Genomic DNA, 18,497 nt, shown 5'->3' on the forward strand with positions numbered 1-18,497 from the left:
TATGGAAGCGGATGGCGTCGGTCTTCGAACCGCTGGCAGGTGTCCTTCGCGCACTCCCGATCGGCCGCGCCCGGATGAGCCGGCGTACGTGGGTCGGGAACGGTCGGGCGCACATCGAGGTGCGCGGGGTACGCCGGCCCCGCAGTGAGGAGGAGGCACGCGACCTCGAGGCGGAGCTGGCGAAGGTCCCCGGCGTGAACTGGTCCGAGGTGAACGCCGTCCTCGGCCGGGTGGTCGTGGACTTCACCGACCGCGGGGCCGGCGTCGAGGATCTCGTGGCGGTGGTCGAACGCGTCGAGGAGCGGCACGGCGTCGCAGACGAGCCCTTCCCGAGCGACGGGCCTGCCTACCCGGGCGATCCCGAGCCCGGCCAGCGTCAACTTGTGGCGATGGGCGCGGACGTGGCCGGGATCGGGCTCGCGGCGTTCGGTCGGCTGCTCCGGCTGGCCCGGCTTCCGGTCGAGGCCGCCTCCTTGCTGTCGTTGCTGGACTCCACACCACGGGTGCGGGACGAACTCGAGACCTGGCTCGGCCGGGCCCGCGCGGACGTGGCGCTGGCGTTCGGTAACGCGACCGCGCAGGGCCTTGCCCAGGGGCCTCTCGGCCTGCTCGTGGACGCCGCCTACCGCCTCTCGGCGATGGGGGAGATCGCGGCCCGGCAACGAGTCTGGCGCGAGCGGGAACCCGACCTGTGCGGCCGGCCGGCAAACCATCGGACCGGGATTCTGCCGGTGGAACCCCGGGTGGTCCCACTCCAGCCGGGACCGGTGGAGCGCTATGCCGACGGTTCCGGGATCGCCTCGCTGCTGGGTGGCGCATCGACGTTCGCCGCGACGCGGAGCGTCACCCGGACGATCTCTCTCCTGACCGCGGGTACGCCGAAGGCCGCCCGGCTGACCCGCGAGGCGTTCGCCTCCCAGCTGGGCCGGCTGGCGGCGAACCGCGGGATCCTCTCCTTCGACGGTGACGCTCTCCGCCGTCTGGACCGCGTCGACACCGTGGTCATCGACGCGCGGGTCCTCCTCACCGGCCGGTTCGTGGTCGGAACGGTCGTGGTGGTTGACGGGGACGCCGACCCGGAGACTGAGGGCCGGCTCCACCAGCGCGCCGACGCGCTGCTCGACCCGCTCGCACCCCGCGCCGTCCAGAGCACGGACGACTGGATGCTCGCACCGCTGACCGAGTTCGAGCGGCCGCTCACGCCAGAGGCGCAGGCGGCGGCCCGCCGGCTCCGGCGCCAGGGCACGGTGGTTCTGGGACTACTCGGGCAGGGCACCGTCCAGGCGGTGATCGCCGCCGAGCCGGAAGCCTCGCCTCTGAGCGGAGCGGTCGTCGCGGCCGCGCGGTCGGCGGGCGACCTCGTCATCGCCGGAATCGCCAGCGGCCTCGCCGAGCGCCTGTCCGTGGACCGGGTGGTGCCCTCAGGCGCACGGCTGCCGGGAGCCGTCCGGGCACTTCAGGCAGAGGGCCGGGCGGTGCTCCTTGTGTCCAAGGGTCCCGGTGCCGCACTCGCCGCCGCCGACTGCGGCATCGGCGTACTCGATCCGGATCGGCGGCCACCGTGGGGCGCGCATCTGTTCGCCGGCCCTGATCTCGCTGACGTGTGCCTGCTGCTGGACGCGGCCGGGGCGGCACGCACGGTCTCGCGTCGGGGCGCGCTCCTGGCGGGGTACGGCTCGGTGGCGGGCGCCCTGCTCGCCTTGATGGGGCCGCGAGGCGGTGCGACCAGCCGGGCTCTGCTCGGGGTGAACGCCGCGGCCGCGGCCGGCCTGGCGGCGGGTACCTGGTCGGCCCTCGCGTTGGCCCGCCGGCCCGCCCCTGTCGGCATCGACACGAACCTCTGGCACACGCTGGAAGGCGCCGAGGCCGTCCGCCGGCTGGGCAGCGGCCCCCACGGACTCTCCGAGGCCGAGGCGGCCGCCCGGCTGGCCATCCGGCCGCAGGCCGCAGAGGCCGAGACACCCAACCTCCTCCGGGCGACGCTCGAGGATCTGGCCAACCCGTTGACGCCCTCCCTCGCGGCGGGCGCCGGTATCGCCGCGGCGAGCGGATCGGTGTCGGACGCGGCGCTGATCGGCACAGTCATGGGGGTCAACGCCCTGATCGGTGGCGTGCAGCGGGTGGGCACCGACCGGGCGATCCGCCGGCTGGCCGACATGAGCGCCGTTCGCGTGCGCCTGCGCCGCGACGGTAAGGAGCAGGAGGCGACGGCGGAGAACATCGTCCCGGGCGACGTCATCCTCGTGCAGGCCGGCGATGCGGTGCCCGCGGACTGCCGGATCCTTGACGAGACCGGCCTGGAGACCGACGAGTCCAGCCTCACCGGAGAGTCCCAGCTGGTCCGTAAGAGCGCCGAGCCAAGCACCGCCGCGCACGTCGCGGACCGCCGCAGCATGCTGTACGACGGAACGGCGGTCGCGGCGGGCCGGGCCACCGCGCTCGTCGTCGCGGTGGGACCGGAGACCGAAGCAGGGCGCAGCGCCCGGGAAATGGCAGGACCGAAACCCGTCGGCGGTGTCCAGGCGAGGCTTCAGAAGCTGGTCACCGCGACCATCCCGACGGCGATCGCCAGCGGCGCGGCCCTGCTCGGCCTCGGGTTCCTGCGCGGCCAGCCGCCGCAGCAGACGCTTGGCACCGCGGTGAGCCTCGCCGTTGCGGCCGTACCCGAAGGCCTCCCCATCGTCGCCACGGTCGCGCAGCTCGCCTCGGCCCGGCGGCTGTCGAAACGCAACGCGCTCGTCCGTAATCCGCCGACCATCGAAACGATCGGCCGCGTCGACACCCTGTGCATGGACAAGACCGGCACCCTGACCGAAGGACGGATCCGGCTGCAGCTGATCTCTGACGGCCAGGCGGTCGAGCGGGTCGACGCGCTGAGCGAGATGGGACGTGCCGTCCTCGCCACGGGGCTGCGGGCCAGTCCCGAACGGGTGAACGGCGAGGCGCCGCCGCACCCCACCGACCGGGCGGTCGTCGCGGCCGCACAGGAGACCGGCGTACTCCCCGCGACCGGAGTGGACGGATGGGAGCTTGTCGACGACGTACCGTTCGAGTCCGGACGGGGGTACCACGCGGCGCTCGGGAACACCTCCGACGGGCCACGACTCGTCGTCAAGGGTGCGCCCGAGATCGTCCTTCCCACCTGCGTGGCGTGGCGCCGGGGGAGCGAGGTCCAGGCTATGGACCAGGCGACGCTCGCCACGATCGAGTCCGAGGTGAACCGCCTTGCCGGTCACGGCTACCGGGTGCTCGCGGTCGCCGAGCGCGGCGCGTCGAGCCGGCAGGACCTCACCGAGGACCGGGTGGCCCGGCTGGAGTTCCTCGGCCTGCTGGCGTTCGCCGATCAGGTCCGCCCGACCGCTGCCAAGGCTGTCTTGACACTGCGTCGCGCGGGCGTAGACGTGATCATGATCACCGGGGACCACCCGATCACCGCCGAGTCCATCGCCAACGAACTCGGGATCGTCAACGGCCGCGGAGTGGTCACCGGTGCGGAGCTCGACGTCCTCAGCGACGCCGAACTCGCAGAACTCCTGCCGAGGGTTTCCGTCTTCGCCCGGGTCACACCCGCGCACAAGGTCCGGATCGTCCACGCCCTGCGGGCCCGCGGGCACACGGTCGCGATGGCCGGAGATGGTACGAACGACGCGCCCGCGATCCGGCTCGCCGACGTGGGAGTGGCGCTCGGGCGGCACGGCACGAACGCCGCCCGGGAGGCCGCCGACGTCGTGGTCACCGACGACCGGATCGAGACGATCACCGACGCCATCGTGGAAGGGCGCGCGATGTGGGCGTCAGTACGCGACGCGGTGGCGGTGCTCGTCGGCGGCAACCTGGGCGAGATCGGGTTCACCCTCGGCGCCGGGTTGTTCAGCCGTGAGGGAACGCCGCTCAACGCCCGGCAGTTGCTCCTCGTCAACCTCTTCACCGACATCCTCCCGTCGATGGCGCTCGCCGTCCGCCAGCCGGAGAACATCACCCCGGAGATCGTGCTCCACGAGGGACCTGAGGCGTCGATGGGCACGGCTTTGACGAGGGACATCCTCGTCCGTGCCGGCGTCACCGCCGCGTCGGCGACCGGCGCCTGGCTGGTCGGCCGGGTTACCGGCACGCCGACCCACGCGAGCACGGTCGCCCTCGTCGCGCTGGTCGGTGCCCAGCTCGGCCAGACGCTCGCCGTCGGATGGCGGAGCCCGCTGGTGGTGGGTGCGAGTGCCGTCTCCGGTCTCACCCTCGGGGCCGTCGTTCAGACGCCGGGTGTGAGTCAGTTCTTCGGTTGCCGGCCGCTGGGGCCGGTCGGCTGGACCACCGCCGTCACGGCCGCCGCGGCTGGCACGGCCGCGTCGCTGGTCGTCGCTCCGGCGATCGGTGGCCTGGAACGCCTCGCGCGGACGGCGGGGGCCACGCTGCGATCGCGGTGGCCTCACCCCCTCTGGGGGAAGCCGGGGCCGGCGGCGGCGACATAACCTCCGGACAGGGGCGGCGGAGCCGGACTGATCCGCGCGTACCCGAGGATGACGGAGGTGGGAGCAGTGGCCACACGCACGGCGACGGCCGGCGGTCGACGCACGGCGGCCCGGAGTTCCGGTGGCACCAGAGGCTCCGCCGCCGGCGGTCCGGCGAATCAGACCAGTTCGCCGACCAGAGCGAGGACCGCGCGCCGGGCGAGGCCCGCGGCCGACCGGGCGATCGATAAGAACACCCTCAACGTGGACGTGCCGTTCATGGGCACGCTGCGCCTGCCCGAACCCCAGCGGCTGGCGTGGTACGCGGGACTCGCGGCGTTGGCGGCGTTCGGCATCGTCGAGTGGCCGGTCGTCCTCGCCCTCGGCATCGGCCACCTGCTGTCAGAGGACCACCACAACCGGCTTCTGCAGGACTTCGGCCGGGCCATCGAGGAAGCGGCCTGACGCGACTCGGGCTCGTCGCCCGGCCGGCTTCCGCCCGGGACCGCCTAACCTACTGCGGTGACCATCGAGCTGGCCCTCCTGTCGCGGGTGGCTTATGCCGGCCAGGAGATCACCGGCCCCCGGCTGCGTGGCCTCTTCGCGCTGCTCGCTGGTGATCTGCGGACCGGCTGTAGTACGTCCCGGCTGGTGGAGGGGCTCTGGCCGGACGAGCAGCCCGACAACCCCACCAGGGCGCTTCAGGTCCTCGTCTCCCGGGCCCGCGCACAGGTCGGCGCCGAGGTTATCGCCAGCACCGCCCGCGGCTACCGCCTCGCGCTGCGCGACGACCAGGTGGATACCTCAGCCATCCAGCTCAGCGCGTCGGCGAGCGCACAGCACGCCCGTGCCGGCGATCACGAAGCGGCGCTCGCGCACGCCGAGGCGGGCCTCGCCCTGTGGGAGGGCGCCACGATCGACGACGCCGACCTCCACGACCCGGTGGCCGCCCTGCGAGCCGAGCGCGCTTCGGCGTACCGCTTCCTGGTTCGCGCTCGCGCCCTGGCGCTCGCACGGCTGGGCCGCCACGAGGAGGCGACCGGCCCGCTCGCCGACCTGGTCCGTGAGCACCCGCGGGATGAGGAGGTGCTGCTCGAACTCCTGCGGTGCGAGGCGGCCACGGTCGGTCCGGCCGCGGCACTCACGAGGTACGACGCCTACCGCCGGGCGTTGCGCGACGAGCTCGGCACCGACCCGGGGCCCGCGGTCCAGGCGACGTACCAGCAGCTGCTGCGTGGTGAGGCGCCGGTGGTCCGGCACAGGATCCCCTACGAGCCGAACCCCCTGCTCGGTCGGGACGGCGATGTCGCCGAGGTCGCGAAGCTGGTGGGGTCCTCGCGGGTCACGTCGATCGTCGGCGCGGGCGGACTCGGCAAGACCCGGCTGGCGTACGCCGTGAGCCGCCAGGCGGAGCAGCGGGTCGTGCACATCGTGGCGCTCGCGGGTGTGACGAATGACGAGGACGTGACCGGTGAGGTGGCCTCGGTGCTCGGCGTTGGCGAGGGCTGGCCCGTTGCCCGCGCAACTCCGCGAGATGCTGTGCGCGCCATAGTCGAGGCACTTGGGTCCAGCCCCACCCTGCTGGTGCTCGACAACTGCGAGCACGTGCTTACTGGCGCGGTCGAACTCGTACGCACCCTGGTCTCGATGACCGACAACGTACGCGTGCTCACCACCAGCCGCGCACCGCTTGGTCTGTCGTCCGAGTCGGTCTATCCGCTCCCGGAGCTGGACCTGCCGACCACCGTCGAGTTGTTCGTCCAACGCGCTCGGGCGGCCCGCCCCGGTGTCGAGCTGCCGGCCGACGTGGTGGAGAACCTCTGCCGTCACCTGGACGGACTCCCGCTCGCGGCGGAGTTGGCGGCCGCACGGGTCCGGGTGATGTCGGTGGCCGAGATCGCCCGGCGCCTGGGCGACCGGTTCGCGCTGCTGCGGGGCGGCGCGCGGGACGCACCGCAACGCCATCAGACCCTGCACGCCGTCGTCGACTGGAGCTGGAACCTCCTCGAGCCCTCCGCGCGGACCGTGATGCGTACGCTGTCGATCTTCCCCGGCGGGTTCACCCCGGACGCCGCGCGGCATCTGCTCGGCGAGGGTGACGTCCTGCCGGCCCTGGAACACCTCGTCGACCAGTCGCTGCTCAAGGTCGCCGACACGCCGTCGGGTACGCGGATGTGGATGCTGGAGACCGTCCGCGAGTTCAGTACGGCCCATCGGGAGGAGGCGGGGGACACCGACCAGGTGATCGACGGCTTCCTCACGTGGGCGCGGGCGTTCGGGACGGCGCACCACGACGCACTGTTCAGCCCGGATCCGTTCGAGCCCATCGCCCGGATCCGGGCCGAGCAGGACAACCTCATCCAGGCTCTCCGCCACGCGCTGGCCCGGGCCGACGGACCGTCGACCGCTGCGACGTCCGCCGCGCTCGCCGGGCTGTTGGCGAGTGAGGGCAACTACCTGCGCCTGGGCGCGCTGGCGGACGAAGCCGGCTGGCTGCTGTCCCACTACCGCCCGGAGCCGGAGTTCGTCGAGGTCACCCGGACGACGCTGACGCAGTTCGTCGCGTTCGATCTGCTCATCAGGGGTCCGCGCGCGGTGCGCCCGCTGGTCGCTCTGCGCAGACTGCCGCCCGCGCCGCCGAACACACTGGCCGGGTCCGCCGAGGTGCTGCTGAACGTCCCGGCCGGCGACCGGGGTGCGCTGCAGGCGTTGGCTGAGAACGACCAGCCGTTGGTGGCCGCTGCGGCGAACGTCCTCCTCAGCTACTCCTGGGAGGCTGAGGCCGACCTGGAGCGGGCGTTGGCGGCGGCCCGACGGATGCTCGAGGCACTGAAGGACCTGGAGATTCCGTGGCTGCGAGGCCTCACGCATTCCCGGATCAGTGAGTTGAGCCTGCAGGCGGAACCCGCGGGTGAGGAGGCACGGCACCATCTGATGGCGGCACTGCCGGTGCTGGAGAAGATGGGTTCCTGGTCCGACCTGGACGGGATCCGGTGGTGGCTGGCGCTCGCCAACATCCAACGCGGGGAGTTGGACGAGGCGGAGCGCTGGATGGAGCAGGCGAGCGGTGCCCAGGGGAGCGAGAAGCCCGGAGCGCTCGGCTACGACCTTGGCGTTCGGGCCGAATTCCTGCTCGCCCGCGGTGAGGTCGAGGCAGGTCTGCGGATGTGGCGGCGGGTCGTCGACCTGGCGCGGAACCTCAATGACCGCTCGCCCCTCCTCGAACCCGCCGACCTGGATCCCTGGGCGATCGAGGCCGAGGCGGTCTGCGTGGTCGCCCACGCGCAGCACGGCCGGCTCGCTCTGGTCGAGTCGATCACTGCCGAACTACCGGAACGGCTGTCGTCGATGCTCGCCCATCCGGTGCCCAACCCGCCGCCCTACCTGATGGAAGGTCCGCTCTGGGGCGCCCTCCTGCTGGCGCTGGCGATGGTGGACCTTTACACGGCCGTACGCACCGGCGATGGGCGGGCGACGCGGTCAGGCGTGCGGCTGGTCGCGCTGGCGGAGCGGTTCCGGTTCCTGCGGTATTTCCGGCCCACCATGTCAGTGGCTCGGGTGCGTCAGGCCGCGGTGGAGGCGGACCAGTCGGCGTACGAGGAGGCGGTGTCGTCGTACGCCAACCTCAGCCGGGACGAGCTGCGGGCCGCCGCTCTCGACGTACTCCGTGACCGCGGCGCCTGGGAATGATCACGTACCTTGAGTAAATGCCCACTTTCGCACGGGAACTGGGCATCTACTCAAGGTTCGGCGCAAGCCCTTCAGATCCGCCCGCGATATGAGACAAGTCCTTTTGTCTGTTCGAGTTGTCATAGGTTTCTCGGGCTCTTAGCCGAGAAACCTATGACAACCCTCGGTTACCCCTGCATTTCTCAGCATCCGAAACGCTTGGGTGTACACGATTTGAGACGGGCGGGATCTCACGCGGCATCTCCCCACGAAGCACGCGCAATTTGCCTTGCATGGTGACGACTTGCCGCGTGAGGTGCCAGCTGTCTCATATCGCGTACACCCAATCCGCCCGGATTCCGAGATACGCCGCAAGCCGTCCGGCAGGCGAGACAACAGCCCTGCTGCGGTGAGGGATCGTGGACTTGTCCGAAGGATCGACACCCCTCTCACGCGGAGAACCTTCGGACAAGTAGCGCACGCTCGGGCCAGGGCGCAGCAAGCCGTCCGGCGCGACTGGCTCTTTTGAATAGGCGTTGCGGTATCTCCCCACGAAGTGTCGACAACACCTAATCGCTTGGATCGGTGATGCGGTAGCCCACTCCAGGTGTCGTGGCGATGACCGGTGGGCCGCCAAGCTTGCGGCGCAGCCGGCCGATGGTGACGGCGACGGTGTTGGTGAACGGGTCGGCGTGTTCGTCCCACACCTGTTGGAGCAGGTCCTCCGCGCTGAGGAAGGCCGGGCTGGCCCGCAGGAGGGTTTCGAGAAGCGCGAACTCCTTGACCGACAGGTCGAGTAGCAGCCCATCGCGGGTGGCGCTGCGGCGTACGGGATCGAGTTCGATGCCGGCCACCCGCACTGTGCGCGGGCGGGCAGTGGGTCGCCGGCGGGCCAGTGCGCGGATACGCAGGACGAGTTCGGGAAAGTGGAACGGCTTGGCGAGGTAGTCGTCGGCTCCCTGGGTAAGACCGCTGACCCGGTCTCCGGGCGACCCGGCCGCGGTGAGCATGAGGACCATCGGGCGTTCGTCGTGGCCTGTGATCATCTGGCAGAGAGTGTCGCCGTGGATACCGGGCAGGTCGCGGTCGAGAACGACGACGTCGTACGCGTTGAGGTCGAGCTTGGCGGCGGCGGTCACGCCGTCGTGCGCGATGTCGACAGCCATGCCCTGATCCCGTAGCCCTTCGGCCAGGACGTCGGCGAGCGAGCGCGCGTCTTCGACCACCAGGATTCTCACGCGGGTGCGCCTTGCGGTGCGGCCGTCGCCAGTGGAAGCGAGACGGTGACGCGCAGCCCGCCTTCGGGCCGGGCCAGCAAGTCGAGGCGGCCGCCGTGTGCGGCGACGACGGCGGTGACGATCGACAAACCCAAACCCGAGCCGGTCTCCGAACCCGTCCGGTCGGCGGCAAGTCGCTGGAACGGCTCGCCGAGCCGGGCGATGTGTCCTGGATCGAGAAGCGGCCCGCCGGTCTCCACAACGAGGTGGGCTGAGCCGTCCTCGGCGTGGCTGGCGACCCGGATCCACCCGCCGTCCTCGTTGTGGGCGATGGCGTTGTCGATCAGATTGCCGGCCATGCGGGCCAGCAGGGTCGGGCTGCCCTGGGTCAACGCGGTGTCGTGAAGATCGCCGTCCTGCACGGTGAGGTTCTTCGCCGCGATCCCGGCGGCGTGCGTCGCCAGGGCCTCGGAGACCAGATCGCCGAGCGACACCGCTGCCCGGTCGGGGAGACCCCGGTCGGGAAGTGCCCCATGCTGGGCGCGGGCGAGGACGAGGAAACCCTCCAACAGGCGGTCGACCTGGTCGAGTTCGGTACGCAGCCGATCCGCCAGGGCGACCGTCTGCGGTGGTGCCGGCTCCGGCTTGGCCACGGCGACATCCAGCGAGGCCCGCATCGTCGTCAGCGGTGTCCGCAGCTCGTGGGAGGCGTTCGCGACGAACCGGCGTTGGGCGGCGAACGACGCCTCCAGGCGTTCCAGTAGTCCGTCAATGGTGTCTGCGAGTTCCTTGACCTCATCGGTGGGACCCGGAACTTCCAGCCGCTCGTGCAGGTTGTCCGCCGAGATCCGTCGCGTCGCCGACGTGATCGTCCGCAGCGGCCGCAGCACCCGCCCAGCCACCGCGTTCCCCAGCACGATCGAGACCACCACCATCACCACCAGCGCGATCAGCGAGCCCATCAGAAGCTGACGCGACTGAACCGTATGGATATCCGCCAGCTGCGACTCGAGTTGGCGGATGCGCTCCTGAGCGGGGGCAAGGCTGGATTGCGGGGTGGAGCCGTTCTGCCCCGGCACGGGCTGGCTTTCGCTCATGCCCCCAGCCAGCAGGTTGGTGAGGGCCAGCAGACCGATGCCAGATACCAGAAACAGCACGGCATACAGGAAGGTGAAACGCAGCCGCACGGTCCGGGCCCGCACCTCTTGGTGTCGCAGCGTACCCAATGCGTCTCTCCCAGATCGTGGAAAGAACCTCAGGATCGCATGCCGGGTCTAACACGGACCTAACAACCGTGGTTCGGACCGTGTTATGGCCAGATCCGTAGAACCGACCGCATGGAAGCACTCAACGAAGCCGCTGCCCCGCCCCTGACCGCTCTGGTCCGCCAGGAATGGACCAGGTTCCGGAGCCGGGGCCGGTTGATCGCGATGGTGGCAGCGACGCTGGTCGTGATCCTCATCGGTCTGCTGCTCACCGTGGTCGGCAACCGCTCCTCCTGCAGCGAGGGTCCGGTGGAGGTTCCCTGCCCCACCGATCCGGTCGGGCCGCGGGGCCAGGCGGTGAGCGACATGTTCTACTTCGCGCACCAGCCGCTGGGCGTGAACGGCAGCATCACCGTCCGCATGACGTCCATGACCGGCATCATCACGTACCCACCGCCTGACCACGACGAGATCGTCTCCGGCCTGGTGCCGTGGGCGAAGGCCGGGATCATCATCAAGGACGGCACCGCGCAGGGCTCCTCCTACGCGGCGCTGATGGTCACCGGCAGCCACGGCGTACGGATGCAGTACGACTACGTCCACGACATCGCCGGCAGTCCGGGCAAGGTGTCGGCGGCGTCACCGCGCTGGCTGCGCCTGACCCGCTCCGGCGACACCATCACCGGCTACGAGTCGGCTGATGGCACCCGCTGGACGAAGGTCGGCGCCGCCCGGCTGCCAGGTCTGCCCGAGACAGTGCGGGTGGGCCTGTTCACCGCTTCCCCCGGGGATCTGACGCTCCGCCGGGTCGGCCTTGGGGCGGGCCTGCCGGAGTCGCGCTTCACCCAGGCCACTGCCTCCTTCGACCACGTCAGCCTGAAAGGTGCGGCGGGCGGCGAATGGCGTCATGGTCCCGTCGGCGAGATGGGCCACACCGACTGGGAGCGATTGCACCGACCGCCGGGCCTCGTCGAGTCGAACGGCAGGCTCACCGTCACTGGATCCGGCGACATCGCGCCGGTCCCCGAGGGCGGCGGTCACACCATCGAGCAAACCCTCGTGGGCCTGGCCATCGGCCTGATCATCGTGCTCGTGGTGGCAGCACGATTCATGACCGCGGAGTACCGGTCCGGCGTGAGCGGCAGCCCGCCGTTCACCGGCCGGAGGCTGGCCGCGAAGGCTCTGCTGGTTGGCGCGGCGGCCTTCGTCGTCGGATCGGTCGCCGCCGCGGTGGTGGTGCCCACCGGCGCGGTGTTGCTGCGTGCCAAGGGACTCAGCGTCGTTCCGGTGTCGACGCTCACGGGACTGCGGGTGGTCGTCGGCATCGGGGCGGTGTTCGCTGTCGCGGCTGTCATTGCGCTCGCCCTCGGCATGCTGCTCCGGCGGGGCTGGGCGGCAGTCCTCGTCGCGATCTCGACGGTCGTCCTTCCCTATCTCCTGGCCGTCCTGCCGCTGCTGCCCGACGACGTGGCCAGGTGGCTGCTTCGTCTCACTCCTGCCGCGGGGTTCGCGGTCCAGCAAACGGTCCGCGAGTACCCGCAGGTCGTCGCCCACTACGCCCCGTTGGCCGGCTATTTCCCGCTCCCGTGGTGGGTGGGGTTCGCGATTCTCTGCGGGTACGCCGCGGTCGCGCTCGCCCTCATCGCATTCCGGCTGCGGCGGCAGGTCAGGGCATCGCAGCCGCCCGCCCAGTGGCGGTAGCAGCATCCATCAGGTGCGGGTGCGGGTGCGGGTGCGGAGCGGTAGCGCCTTCACGCCGGTGAGCTCGGCCGACGGGATGAACGTCGGTGGATTGTCTGGATCCGTACGCAACGCGGGGAAGCGGTCGAGCAGGATGTTCAACGCGATCCGGCCCTCCAGCCGGGCCAGCGGCGCACCCAGGCAGAAGTGCACCCCGCGCCCAAACCCCAGGTGGGGGTTGGGATCCCGGCTCGGATCGAACACCTCGGGGTGGGCGAACTGCCGCGGATCGCGGTTCGCCGCCCCGATCCAGACCATCAGCAACTGGTCAGCCGGCACCGGCTGGCCGGCGATCTCCACCTCGGCGGAGGTCGACCGCCCGAGCAGCGAGAACGGGCTGAGCACCCGCAGGGATTCCTCGATCGCGGCCGGCACCATCGAACGATCCGCGCGTATGCGGGCCGCCTGGTGGGGGTTCAGGTCGAGGCACAGGACCGTGTTGCCGAGCAACATGGTCGTGGTGATGTGGCCGGCAATGAGGAGGAGATTGGCGAAGTTCACCACCTCGTTGTCGGTCAGTCGTTCCCCGTCGACCTCGGCCTGGACCAGTCCCGTGAGCAGATCCGGTCGCGGCCGCCGCCGGCGCTCGGCGGCATGGTCACGGAGGTAGTCGAGCATCTCCTGCAGCTGGCCCATCTGCTCCGCGAGCTCGCGTTCCAACTCCTCGCTGTCCCGCTTGAGCGAAATGTCAGGACGGTTCTCGAACAGCGCGCCCACCCACTGCTTGAACAGATGGCGGTCGCTGCTGGGTACACCCAGGAGCTCGGCGATGACGATCACCGGGAGCGGGTACGCCAGATCCGCCACGAGCTCGATCTCGTCCTGATCGGCCACCGCGTCGAGGAGTTCGTGGGTGAGCCCAGCGATCCGAGGCTCCAGGTCGGCCACGATCTTCGGGGTGAACGCGTGGCTGACCAGTCGGCGGAGCTTGCGGTGCTCCGGCGCGTCCATCTGTACCAGGTTGCCTTCGTTGAACGACTTGTCGATGGTGTCCGAAAACAACCGCGAGGTGTCGGAGGAGAACGTCGCCGGGTCGTTGAGGATCCGTAGAGCCTCCGGATGGCCGTACACGTTCCACAGGCCAGACTGTTCGTCGTACTCGACGAGGTGTTCCGGCTGCTCCCCACGCAGCCAGAACTGCCGCGGGTGGATGCCCCACTGATCGGCGATGGCGGTCATCGGTCTCTCCTTCAGGTGGTCAGCGAGGGGTCAGCGGGACGGGTCGCGGTCGTAGAGCCGGCGGGCCCAGACGTACCCGAGCAGGGCGATGCCCAGGCTCCACGCGACGGTCTGCCAGCCGCTGCTGCCGATCGGCGTACCCACCAGCAGACCACGGATCGTCTCGATGAACGGCGTGAACGGTTGGTACTCGGCGAACCACCGCAGTCCGGCCGGCATCGAGTCTGTGGGTACGAACCCGCTACCGAGGAACGGCAGCAGCGTCAGCGGCATCGGCACGTTGCTCGCGGACTCCACGGTTTTGCTCGCCATCCCCATCGCGACCGTCAGCCAGGTCAGAGCGAGCGAGATCAGTGCGAGTACGCCGATCAACGCCAGCCAGTCGGTGAGCCCCGCGTTCGGCCGGAACCCGAGCAGGACCGCGATGCCGATGACGAGCGTCAGACCGATCAGCGCCTGCAGGATGCTGCCGAGGACATGCCCGGTCATCACCGAGGCACGCGAGATCGCCATCGTGCGGAACCTCGCGATGATGCCTTCGGTCATGTCCATGGCGATCGAGACCGCAGTGCCCTGGCTCACGGCGGCCAGCGTCATCATCAAGATGCCGGGGATGACGTACCGGAGGTACTCCGCGCGACCGCCCGATGCCCCGCCGAGGCCCGCGCCCAGCGTCCCGCCGAAGACGTAGACGAACAGCAGCAGGAAGATGATCGGCATCCCGAACAACAGCAGGGTCATGGACGGGTACCGCACCATGTGCAGCAGGTTGCGCCGCAGCATGGTCGCGGAGTCGCTGAAGGTGTGCGAAACGGTGCTCATCGGATGGGTTCCTTAACCTGGTCGGTCGCCGGCTCCCGGCCGGTGAGGGCGAGGAAGACGTCATCGAGATCGGGGGTGTGGACGGAAAGCTCGCCAACCTCGACCGAGGCGTTGTCCAGCTGGTCGAGCAGGGCCCGCAGCGAGTGCACGCCGCCGTCGCTTGGCACCTGCAGCGTGAGCGCGTCGTCGTCGCGTACGACGTCGCCGAGCAGACGGGCGGCCGCGGCGTACTCGATCGCGGTGGGGAAGTGGAGTTGGATGTGGCCACCCGGCACCAGGCGCTTGAGCTCGGCCGGGGTGCCTTCGGCGACCAGCTTCCCGTGGTCGAGGAGCGCGATCCGGTCCGCGAGTTGGTCGGCCTCCTCGAGGTACTGCGTGGTGAGGAAGATCGTCACCCCGCCGGCCACGAGGTCGCGGATGATCTGCCACATGGACCGGCGGCTCCGAGGATCAAGGCCCGTGGTGGGTTCGTCGAGGAAGATGATCTCCGGGTTGCCGACCAGCGTCATCGCCAGATCGAGCCGGCGCCGCATGCCGCCGGAGTACGTCGCGGCCGGTTTCGTGGCCGCATCCTCGAGGTCGAACCTCGCGAGCAACTCGGCGGCGCGCTGGCGGCGCACCCGGCGGCCCAGGTGGCGCAGGTCCGCCATCAGGAGCAGGTTCTCCTCGCCGGTGAGGAGGTTGTCGACCGCTGAGAACTGCCCGGTGACCCCGATCGCGCCGCGGACGGCGTCCGGCTCCCGACTCAGGTCGTGGCCCGCGACGCGCAGGTCCCCATCGTCGGCGCGGATCAACGTGGACAGGATCTGGACCGTGGTGGTCTTGCCGGCTCCGTTGGGGCCGAGCAGCGCGAAGATCGTGCCGGCGGGCACCACAAGGTCGATGCCGTCGAGCACGGTCTGATCGCCGTACGACTTGCGCAGCCCGGCCGCCCTGATGGCGGGGGCGGCACTGCCCGCGGCTCGGGCCCTGCTCGCTGGTGGGGTTGGGGCGGTGGTCATGCTCTCTCGTCTCGTCACTGTGGCTCTGACTGCCACGACCGAGATCGAGAGTGCGCGCCGCCGGCTTTAGCGCGGTTTCACGGCGGTTTCAGGGCGCGAGGGCGGAGGCACCAGGATGGGGGTGTTCGTCGGCGAGCGACTGCGGCGCCGACAGACGCCACGCCTCGTAGACCAGCTCGGAAAGCTCGCCAGCATCGATTCTGGGCAGATGAACGACGACCCAGCCGAACCCGCCGGCCGTGAACTGCACCTCGAACACGTCCGGGCGCTCCGACACCAGAGCGATCTGCTCCGACAGCAGCTGCTTGAGTCCGACCGTCTCGGTCAGCGGCCAGTGGTAGCCGAACCGGATGCCACGCACGCTGAACGACGTGTAGTTCGTCGCGTCAACGCGCTCGACCTCGGCGAGCCTGTCGACCATCCGCAGGAACCGGTTGCTGGTTACGCCCATGCCGGGCATTCTCCCGCACGCCACCGACAACCGGGGCCGCCGCGATGGCAGCGAACCTCCAAGGACGGTACCGTCCGTTCCGTCCTGTACGTGTGTGTCTGGAGCCGTATGGCTGCGAGGGCGACGGCCCGGCTGCAGACCACTCTTGGCCTCGACGACCGGAGGGCCCATGTCAGGAGTCAGCGAGATCCGCCGGATGTTCGCATCCCCGCCATCCGAGGGACGCCCGATGATGCGCTGGTGGTGGTTCGGCCCGGTAGTCGAACGACGCGAGCTCGAACGCCAGTTGCGGGCGATGGCGGCGGCCGGGATCGGCGGGGTCGAGGTCTCGTTCGTCTATCCTCTCGGCCCCGTTGAGACTCCCTTCGGCTCGTCGGAGTTCTACGACCAGGTGCGGTTCGCTGCGCGGAGGGCTCGTGAGCTGGGGCTGCGGTTCGACCTGACCCTTGGGAGTGGATGGTCGTTCGGCGGCGGGCACATCGGTCCGGAGCTGGCCGCGCGCCGGCTGCACTGGGACCGGCGCGAGATCACCGGCGCGGCGCTCGACGTACCCGTATCCGTCTTGTGGCCCGGCGACGAGTTCGTCGCCGCCTTCGTCGGTGACGGCGCGGCCGGGACACCGAGTTCGTACGCCTCGCTCGAGGCGACTGACGGGGTGATCCGCGTACCCCGAGGGAGCGGACCCCGCGAGGTGCTGGTCGCGTACTCCCGGCCGACGGGCCAGAACGTCAAGCGGGCGGCCGTGGGTGCCGAGGGTCCGGTGCTGGATCACTACTCCGCTTCCGCGGCCGCGGAGCACATCCGGTGTGTGGCGGAACCCCTGCTGGCGGCGGCGACGCCGGAGCTCGTCGGTTCGGTGTTCTGCGACAGCCTCGAGGTCTATCACGCCGACTGGACCCGTGACGCTTTCGAGGAGTTCAGCAAGAGACGCGGCTACGACCTCCGGCCACGGCTGTACGAACTCCTCGTCGACACGGGTGGATCGGCTCAGCTCCGCATCGACTTCTACCGCACGTTGTCCGAGCTGTACGAGAAGAACTTCGTCGCGGTCTTCCACCGGTGGGCGTCAAGTCACGGCGTGCCGTTCCGGATCCAGAGCTACGGCGAACCGCCCGCGACGATGAGCAGCTACCGCCAGGCCGACCTGTACGAAGGGGAGGGCTGGGGCTGGACGAGGCTGCCCGAGACACGCTGGGCGTCGTCGGCCGCGAGCATCTACGGGAAGTCCGTCGTCTCAGCCGAGGCATGGACGTGGGTGCACTCGCCTTCGTTTCGCGCGACTCCGCTTGACCTGAAGGCCGAGGCACATGAGCACTTCCTGTCGGGCGTGAACCAGTTGATTGGCCACGGCTGGCCCTACTCGCCCTCCGACGCTCCCGGCCTGGGCTGGTTCTTCTACGCCGCCGGAGCGCTGGACGACCGCAACCCGTGGTGGCCCGTCGCTCCGGAACTCTTCGGCTACCTGCACCGGTTGTCGTGGCTGCTGCGCCAGGGGAGTCCGGTCCGACCGGTCAAGGTCTACGTGCCGGCCTCCGACGCGTACGCCGCGATGGGGCCGTCCGTCGGTGGTTCGTTGAACCTCTACCGCGAGGCGCGGCGGCTGATCGGTGACGACATTCCCCGGACGATCCGCGAAGCTGGACTCGATTTTGACCTGATCGACGATGACGCCGTCGAGGTGATCGACCCGGCCGCCGTACCGGTTGTCGTCGTACCGCGGACGACGATGATGCCGACGGCGACCAGACAATGGCTGGACGACGTTGCGATGGCTGGGGGAGTGGTCCTGGTCGCGGCCGCGCCGGCCGCGCCGGCTGCGCCGGCCGCGCTGGCGGCGAGGCTGGCGGAGGTCACCCGTTCCGGTCTGGCGCTGGCACCGGCGGACGACATCGGGGTCGTGCATCGCCGACTCGCCGACGCGGAGCTGTTCTTCCTCGCCAACACTGGTAGCCAGGAGCGGACCTTCCACGTCAGCGGGCGCACAGCTCGGCCGTACCTCGAGCAGTGGGATGCGACAACGGGGGAGACGAGAGGCTTGGGCCGCTCCAGCGAAGGCATCCGGGTGACCCTGCATCCCTACGAGGCGACGGTGATCGCCGCGGTTGACGAATCCGTTCCTGTGAGCGATCAGCCCTCAGCCGAGGACGAAGTGAGGCGACTCCCTCTGGACGGTCCCTGGTCGGCCCGCATCGGTGTCGAAACCTCACCGGTGACCTTGCCGCACCGCTGGGAGGAAGAGCCCGGACTGTCGGCGTACTCCGGCGCGGTTTCCTATGAGACCGAGATCGACCTGGCGGACGTCGACCCAGCCGCCCGGGTGCTCCTGGATTTCGGCGACTGCGACGCCCTTGCCCCCGAGACACAGGCCTACCTCCCGCCGCACTCCTACCGGGCGCAAGTGACCCCGCCGATCGGAGTCGCCGCCGAGATCTGGGTCAACGACACCCGCTGCGGCACCCTCTGGGCACCGCCGTACCTCGTCGAGATCTCCCCAGCCGTAAGGCCCGGTCGCAACGCGCTCCGCATCCTCATCCACAACACCGCGGCCAACGCCCTTGCGGCAGACCCCCACGTCTCGAGGCTGGTCGAAGGCGCCACAAGGCGTTACGGGCAACGCTTCCAGATGCAGGACCTCGACCACGCCGCCGACTCCGTGAGCTCAGGTCTCCTCACCATCCCGACCCTGGTGATTGTTCACAGATAGCGGCCAGATTGCCTGAAACGGGCGGCTTGCCGGCTTGTCCTAGGTAGGTATCTGGCCAACGGTG

The 18,497-nt window shown here is 70.1% G+C and carries 11 protein-coding genes; 5 read left to right on the forward strand and 6 right to left on the reverse strand.

The window, feature by feature from the left end; translation table 11 throughout:
* Window positions 1-11: 11 nt before the first annotated feature.
* The 3 genes from B141_RS38695 to B141_RS0103545 all read left to right on the forward strand — a co-directional run bounded on the left by B141_RS38695 (window position 12) and on the right by B141_RS0103545 (window position 8,135).
* Window positions 12-4,466 carry an HAD-IC family P-type ATPase gene (locus B141_RS38695; protein WP_020573793.1) on the forward strand — a complete coding sequence of 1,485 codons (4,455 nt, stop codon included), beginning with the start codon at window positions 12-14 and terminating at the stop codon, window positions 4,464-4,466.
* A 66-nt stretch (window positions 4,467-4,532) separates the two neighbouring features.
* Window positions 4,533-4,910 carry a hypothetical protein gene (locus tag B141_RS50535; RefSeq protein ID WP_020573794.1) on the forward strand — a complete coding sequence of 126 codons (378 nt, stop codon included), beginning with the start codon at window positions 4,533-4,535 and terminating at the stop codon, window positions 4,908-4,910.
* 57 nt (window positions 4,911-4,967) lie between these two features.
* The gene (locus B141_RS0103545; protein ID WP_020573795.1) at window positions 4,968-8,135 is read left to right on the forward strand and encodes an ATP-binding protein; all 3,168 of its coding nucleotides are present in this window, start codon (window positions 4,968-4,970) and stop codon (window positions 8,133-8,135) included.
* Window positions 8,136-8,683: 548 nt separating this feature from the next.
* On the opposite strand, the gene B141_RS0103550 is transcribed toward B141_RS0103545, so the two are convergent.
* Together B141_RS0103550 and B141_RS0103555 are read right to left on the reverse strand one after the other, a co-directional pair.
* Entirely contained in the window at window positions 8,684-9,352 is a 669-nt protein-coding gene (locus B141_RS0103550; RefSeq protein WP_020573796.1) for a response regulator transcription factor, read from the reverse strand.
* A complete protein-coding gene (locus B141_RS0103555; RefSeq protein WP_020573797.1) occupies window positions 9,349-10,518 on the reverse strand; it encodes a sensor histidine kinase in 1,170 nt (389 codons plus the stop codon). The genes B141_RS0103550 and B141_RS0103555 overlap by 4 nt, the downstream gene beginning before the upstream one ends.
* A 150-nt stretch (window positions 10,519-10,668) precedes the next feature.
* Between B141_RS0103555 and B141_RS0103560 the strand changes: the two genes are divergently transcribed.
* A complete protein-coding gene (locus B141_RS0103560; protein ID WP_020573798.1) occupies window positions 10,669-12,237 on the forward strand; it encodes a DUF1349 domain-containing protein in 1,569 nt (522 codons plus the stop codon).
* Between the two features lie 9 nt (window positions 12,238-12,246).
* On the opposite strand, the gene B141_RS0103565 is transcribed toward B141_RS0103560, so the two are convergent.
* From B141_RS0103565 to B141_RS0103580, 4 genes are all read right to left on the reverse strand, one after another.
* Window positions 12,247-13,455, reverse strand: a complete 1,209-nt coding sequence (locus B141_RS0103565; protein ID WP_020573799.1) for a cytochrome P450 — start codon at window positions 13,453-13,455, stop codon at window positions 12,247-12,249.
* A 30-nt stretch (window positions 13,456-13,485) separates the two neighbouring features.
* A complete protein-coding gene (locus B141_RS0103570) occupies window positions 13,486-14,277 on the reverse strand; it encodes an ABC transporter permease (RefSeq protein WP_020573800.1) in 792 nt (263 codons plus the stop codon).
* A complete protein-coding gene (locus B141_RS0103575) occupies window positions 14,274-15,278 on the reverse strand; it encodes an ATP-binding cassette domain-containing protein (protein WP_020573801.1) in 1,005 nt (334 codons plus the stop codon). The genes B141_RS0103570 and B141_RS0103575 overlap by 4 nt, the downstream gene beginning before the upstream one ends.
* A gap of 88 nt (window positions 15,279-15,366) precedes the next feature.
* The gene (locus B141_RS0103580; RefSeq protein ID WP_020573802.1) at window positions 15,367-15,729 is read right to left on the reverse strand and encodes an MmcQ/YjbR family DNA-binding protein; all 363 of its coding nucleotides are present in this window, start codon (window positions 15,727-15,729) and stop codon (window positions 15,367-15,369) included.
* Between the two features lie 169 nt (window positions 15,730-15,898).
* Here B141_RS0103580 and B141_RS0103585 point away from each other — a divergent pair, with 169 nt between their 5' ends.
* On the forward strand, window positions 15,899-18,433 hold the full coding sequence (locus tag B141_RS0103585) for a glycosyl hydrolase (RefSeq protein ID WP_020573803.1): 2,535 nt from the start codon (window positions 15,899-15,901) through the stop codon (window positions 18,431-18,433).
* Window positions 18,434-18,497 lie beyond the last annotated feature (64 nt).

It is taken from the genome of Actinopolymorpha alba DSM 45243, from assembly GCF_000373925.1.
Taxonomy (GTDB): domain Bacteria; phylum Actinomycetota; class Actinomycetes; order Propionibacteriales; family Actinopolymorphaceae; genus Actinopolymorpha; species Actinopolymorpha alba.

Bases quoted from the DNA above. Each gene is read 5' to 3' on its own strand.
- B141_RS0103575 (WP_020573801.1), bottom strand. From the start codon at position 15,278: ATGACCACCGCCCCAACCCCACCAGCGAGCAGGGCCCGAGCCGCGGGC.
- B141_RS0103580 (WP_020573802.1), bottom strand. From the start codon at position 15,729: ATGGGCGTAACCAGCAACCGGTTCCTGCGGATGGTCGACAGGCTCGCC.
- B141_RS0103585 (WP_020573803.1), top strand. From the start codon at position 15,899: ATGTCAGGAGTCAGCGAGATCCGCCGGATGTTCGCATCCCCGCCATCC.
- B141_RS0103570 (WP_020573800.1), bottom strand. From the start codon at position 14,277: ATGAGCACCGTTTCGCACACCTTCAGCGACTCCGCGACCATGCTGCGG.
- B141_RS0103560 (WP_020573798.1), top strand. From the start codon at position 10,669: ATGGAAGCACTCAACGAAGCCGCTGCCCCGCCCCTGACCGCTCTGGTC.
- B141_RS0103565 (WP_020573799.1), bottom strand. From the start codon at position 13,455: ATGACCGCCATCGCCGATCAGTGGGGCATCCACCCGCGGCAGTTCTGG.
- B141_RS38695 (WP_020573793.1), top strand. From the start codon at position 12: ATGGCGTCGGTCTTCGAACCGCTGGCAGGTGTCCTTCGCGCACTCCCG.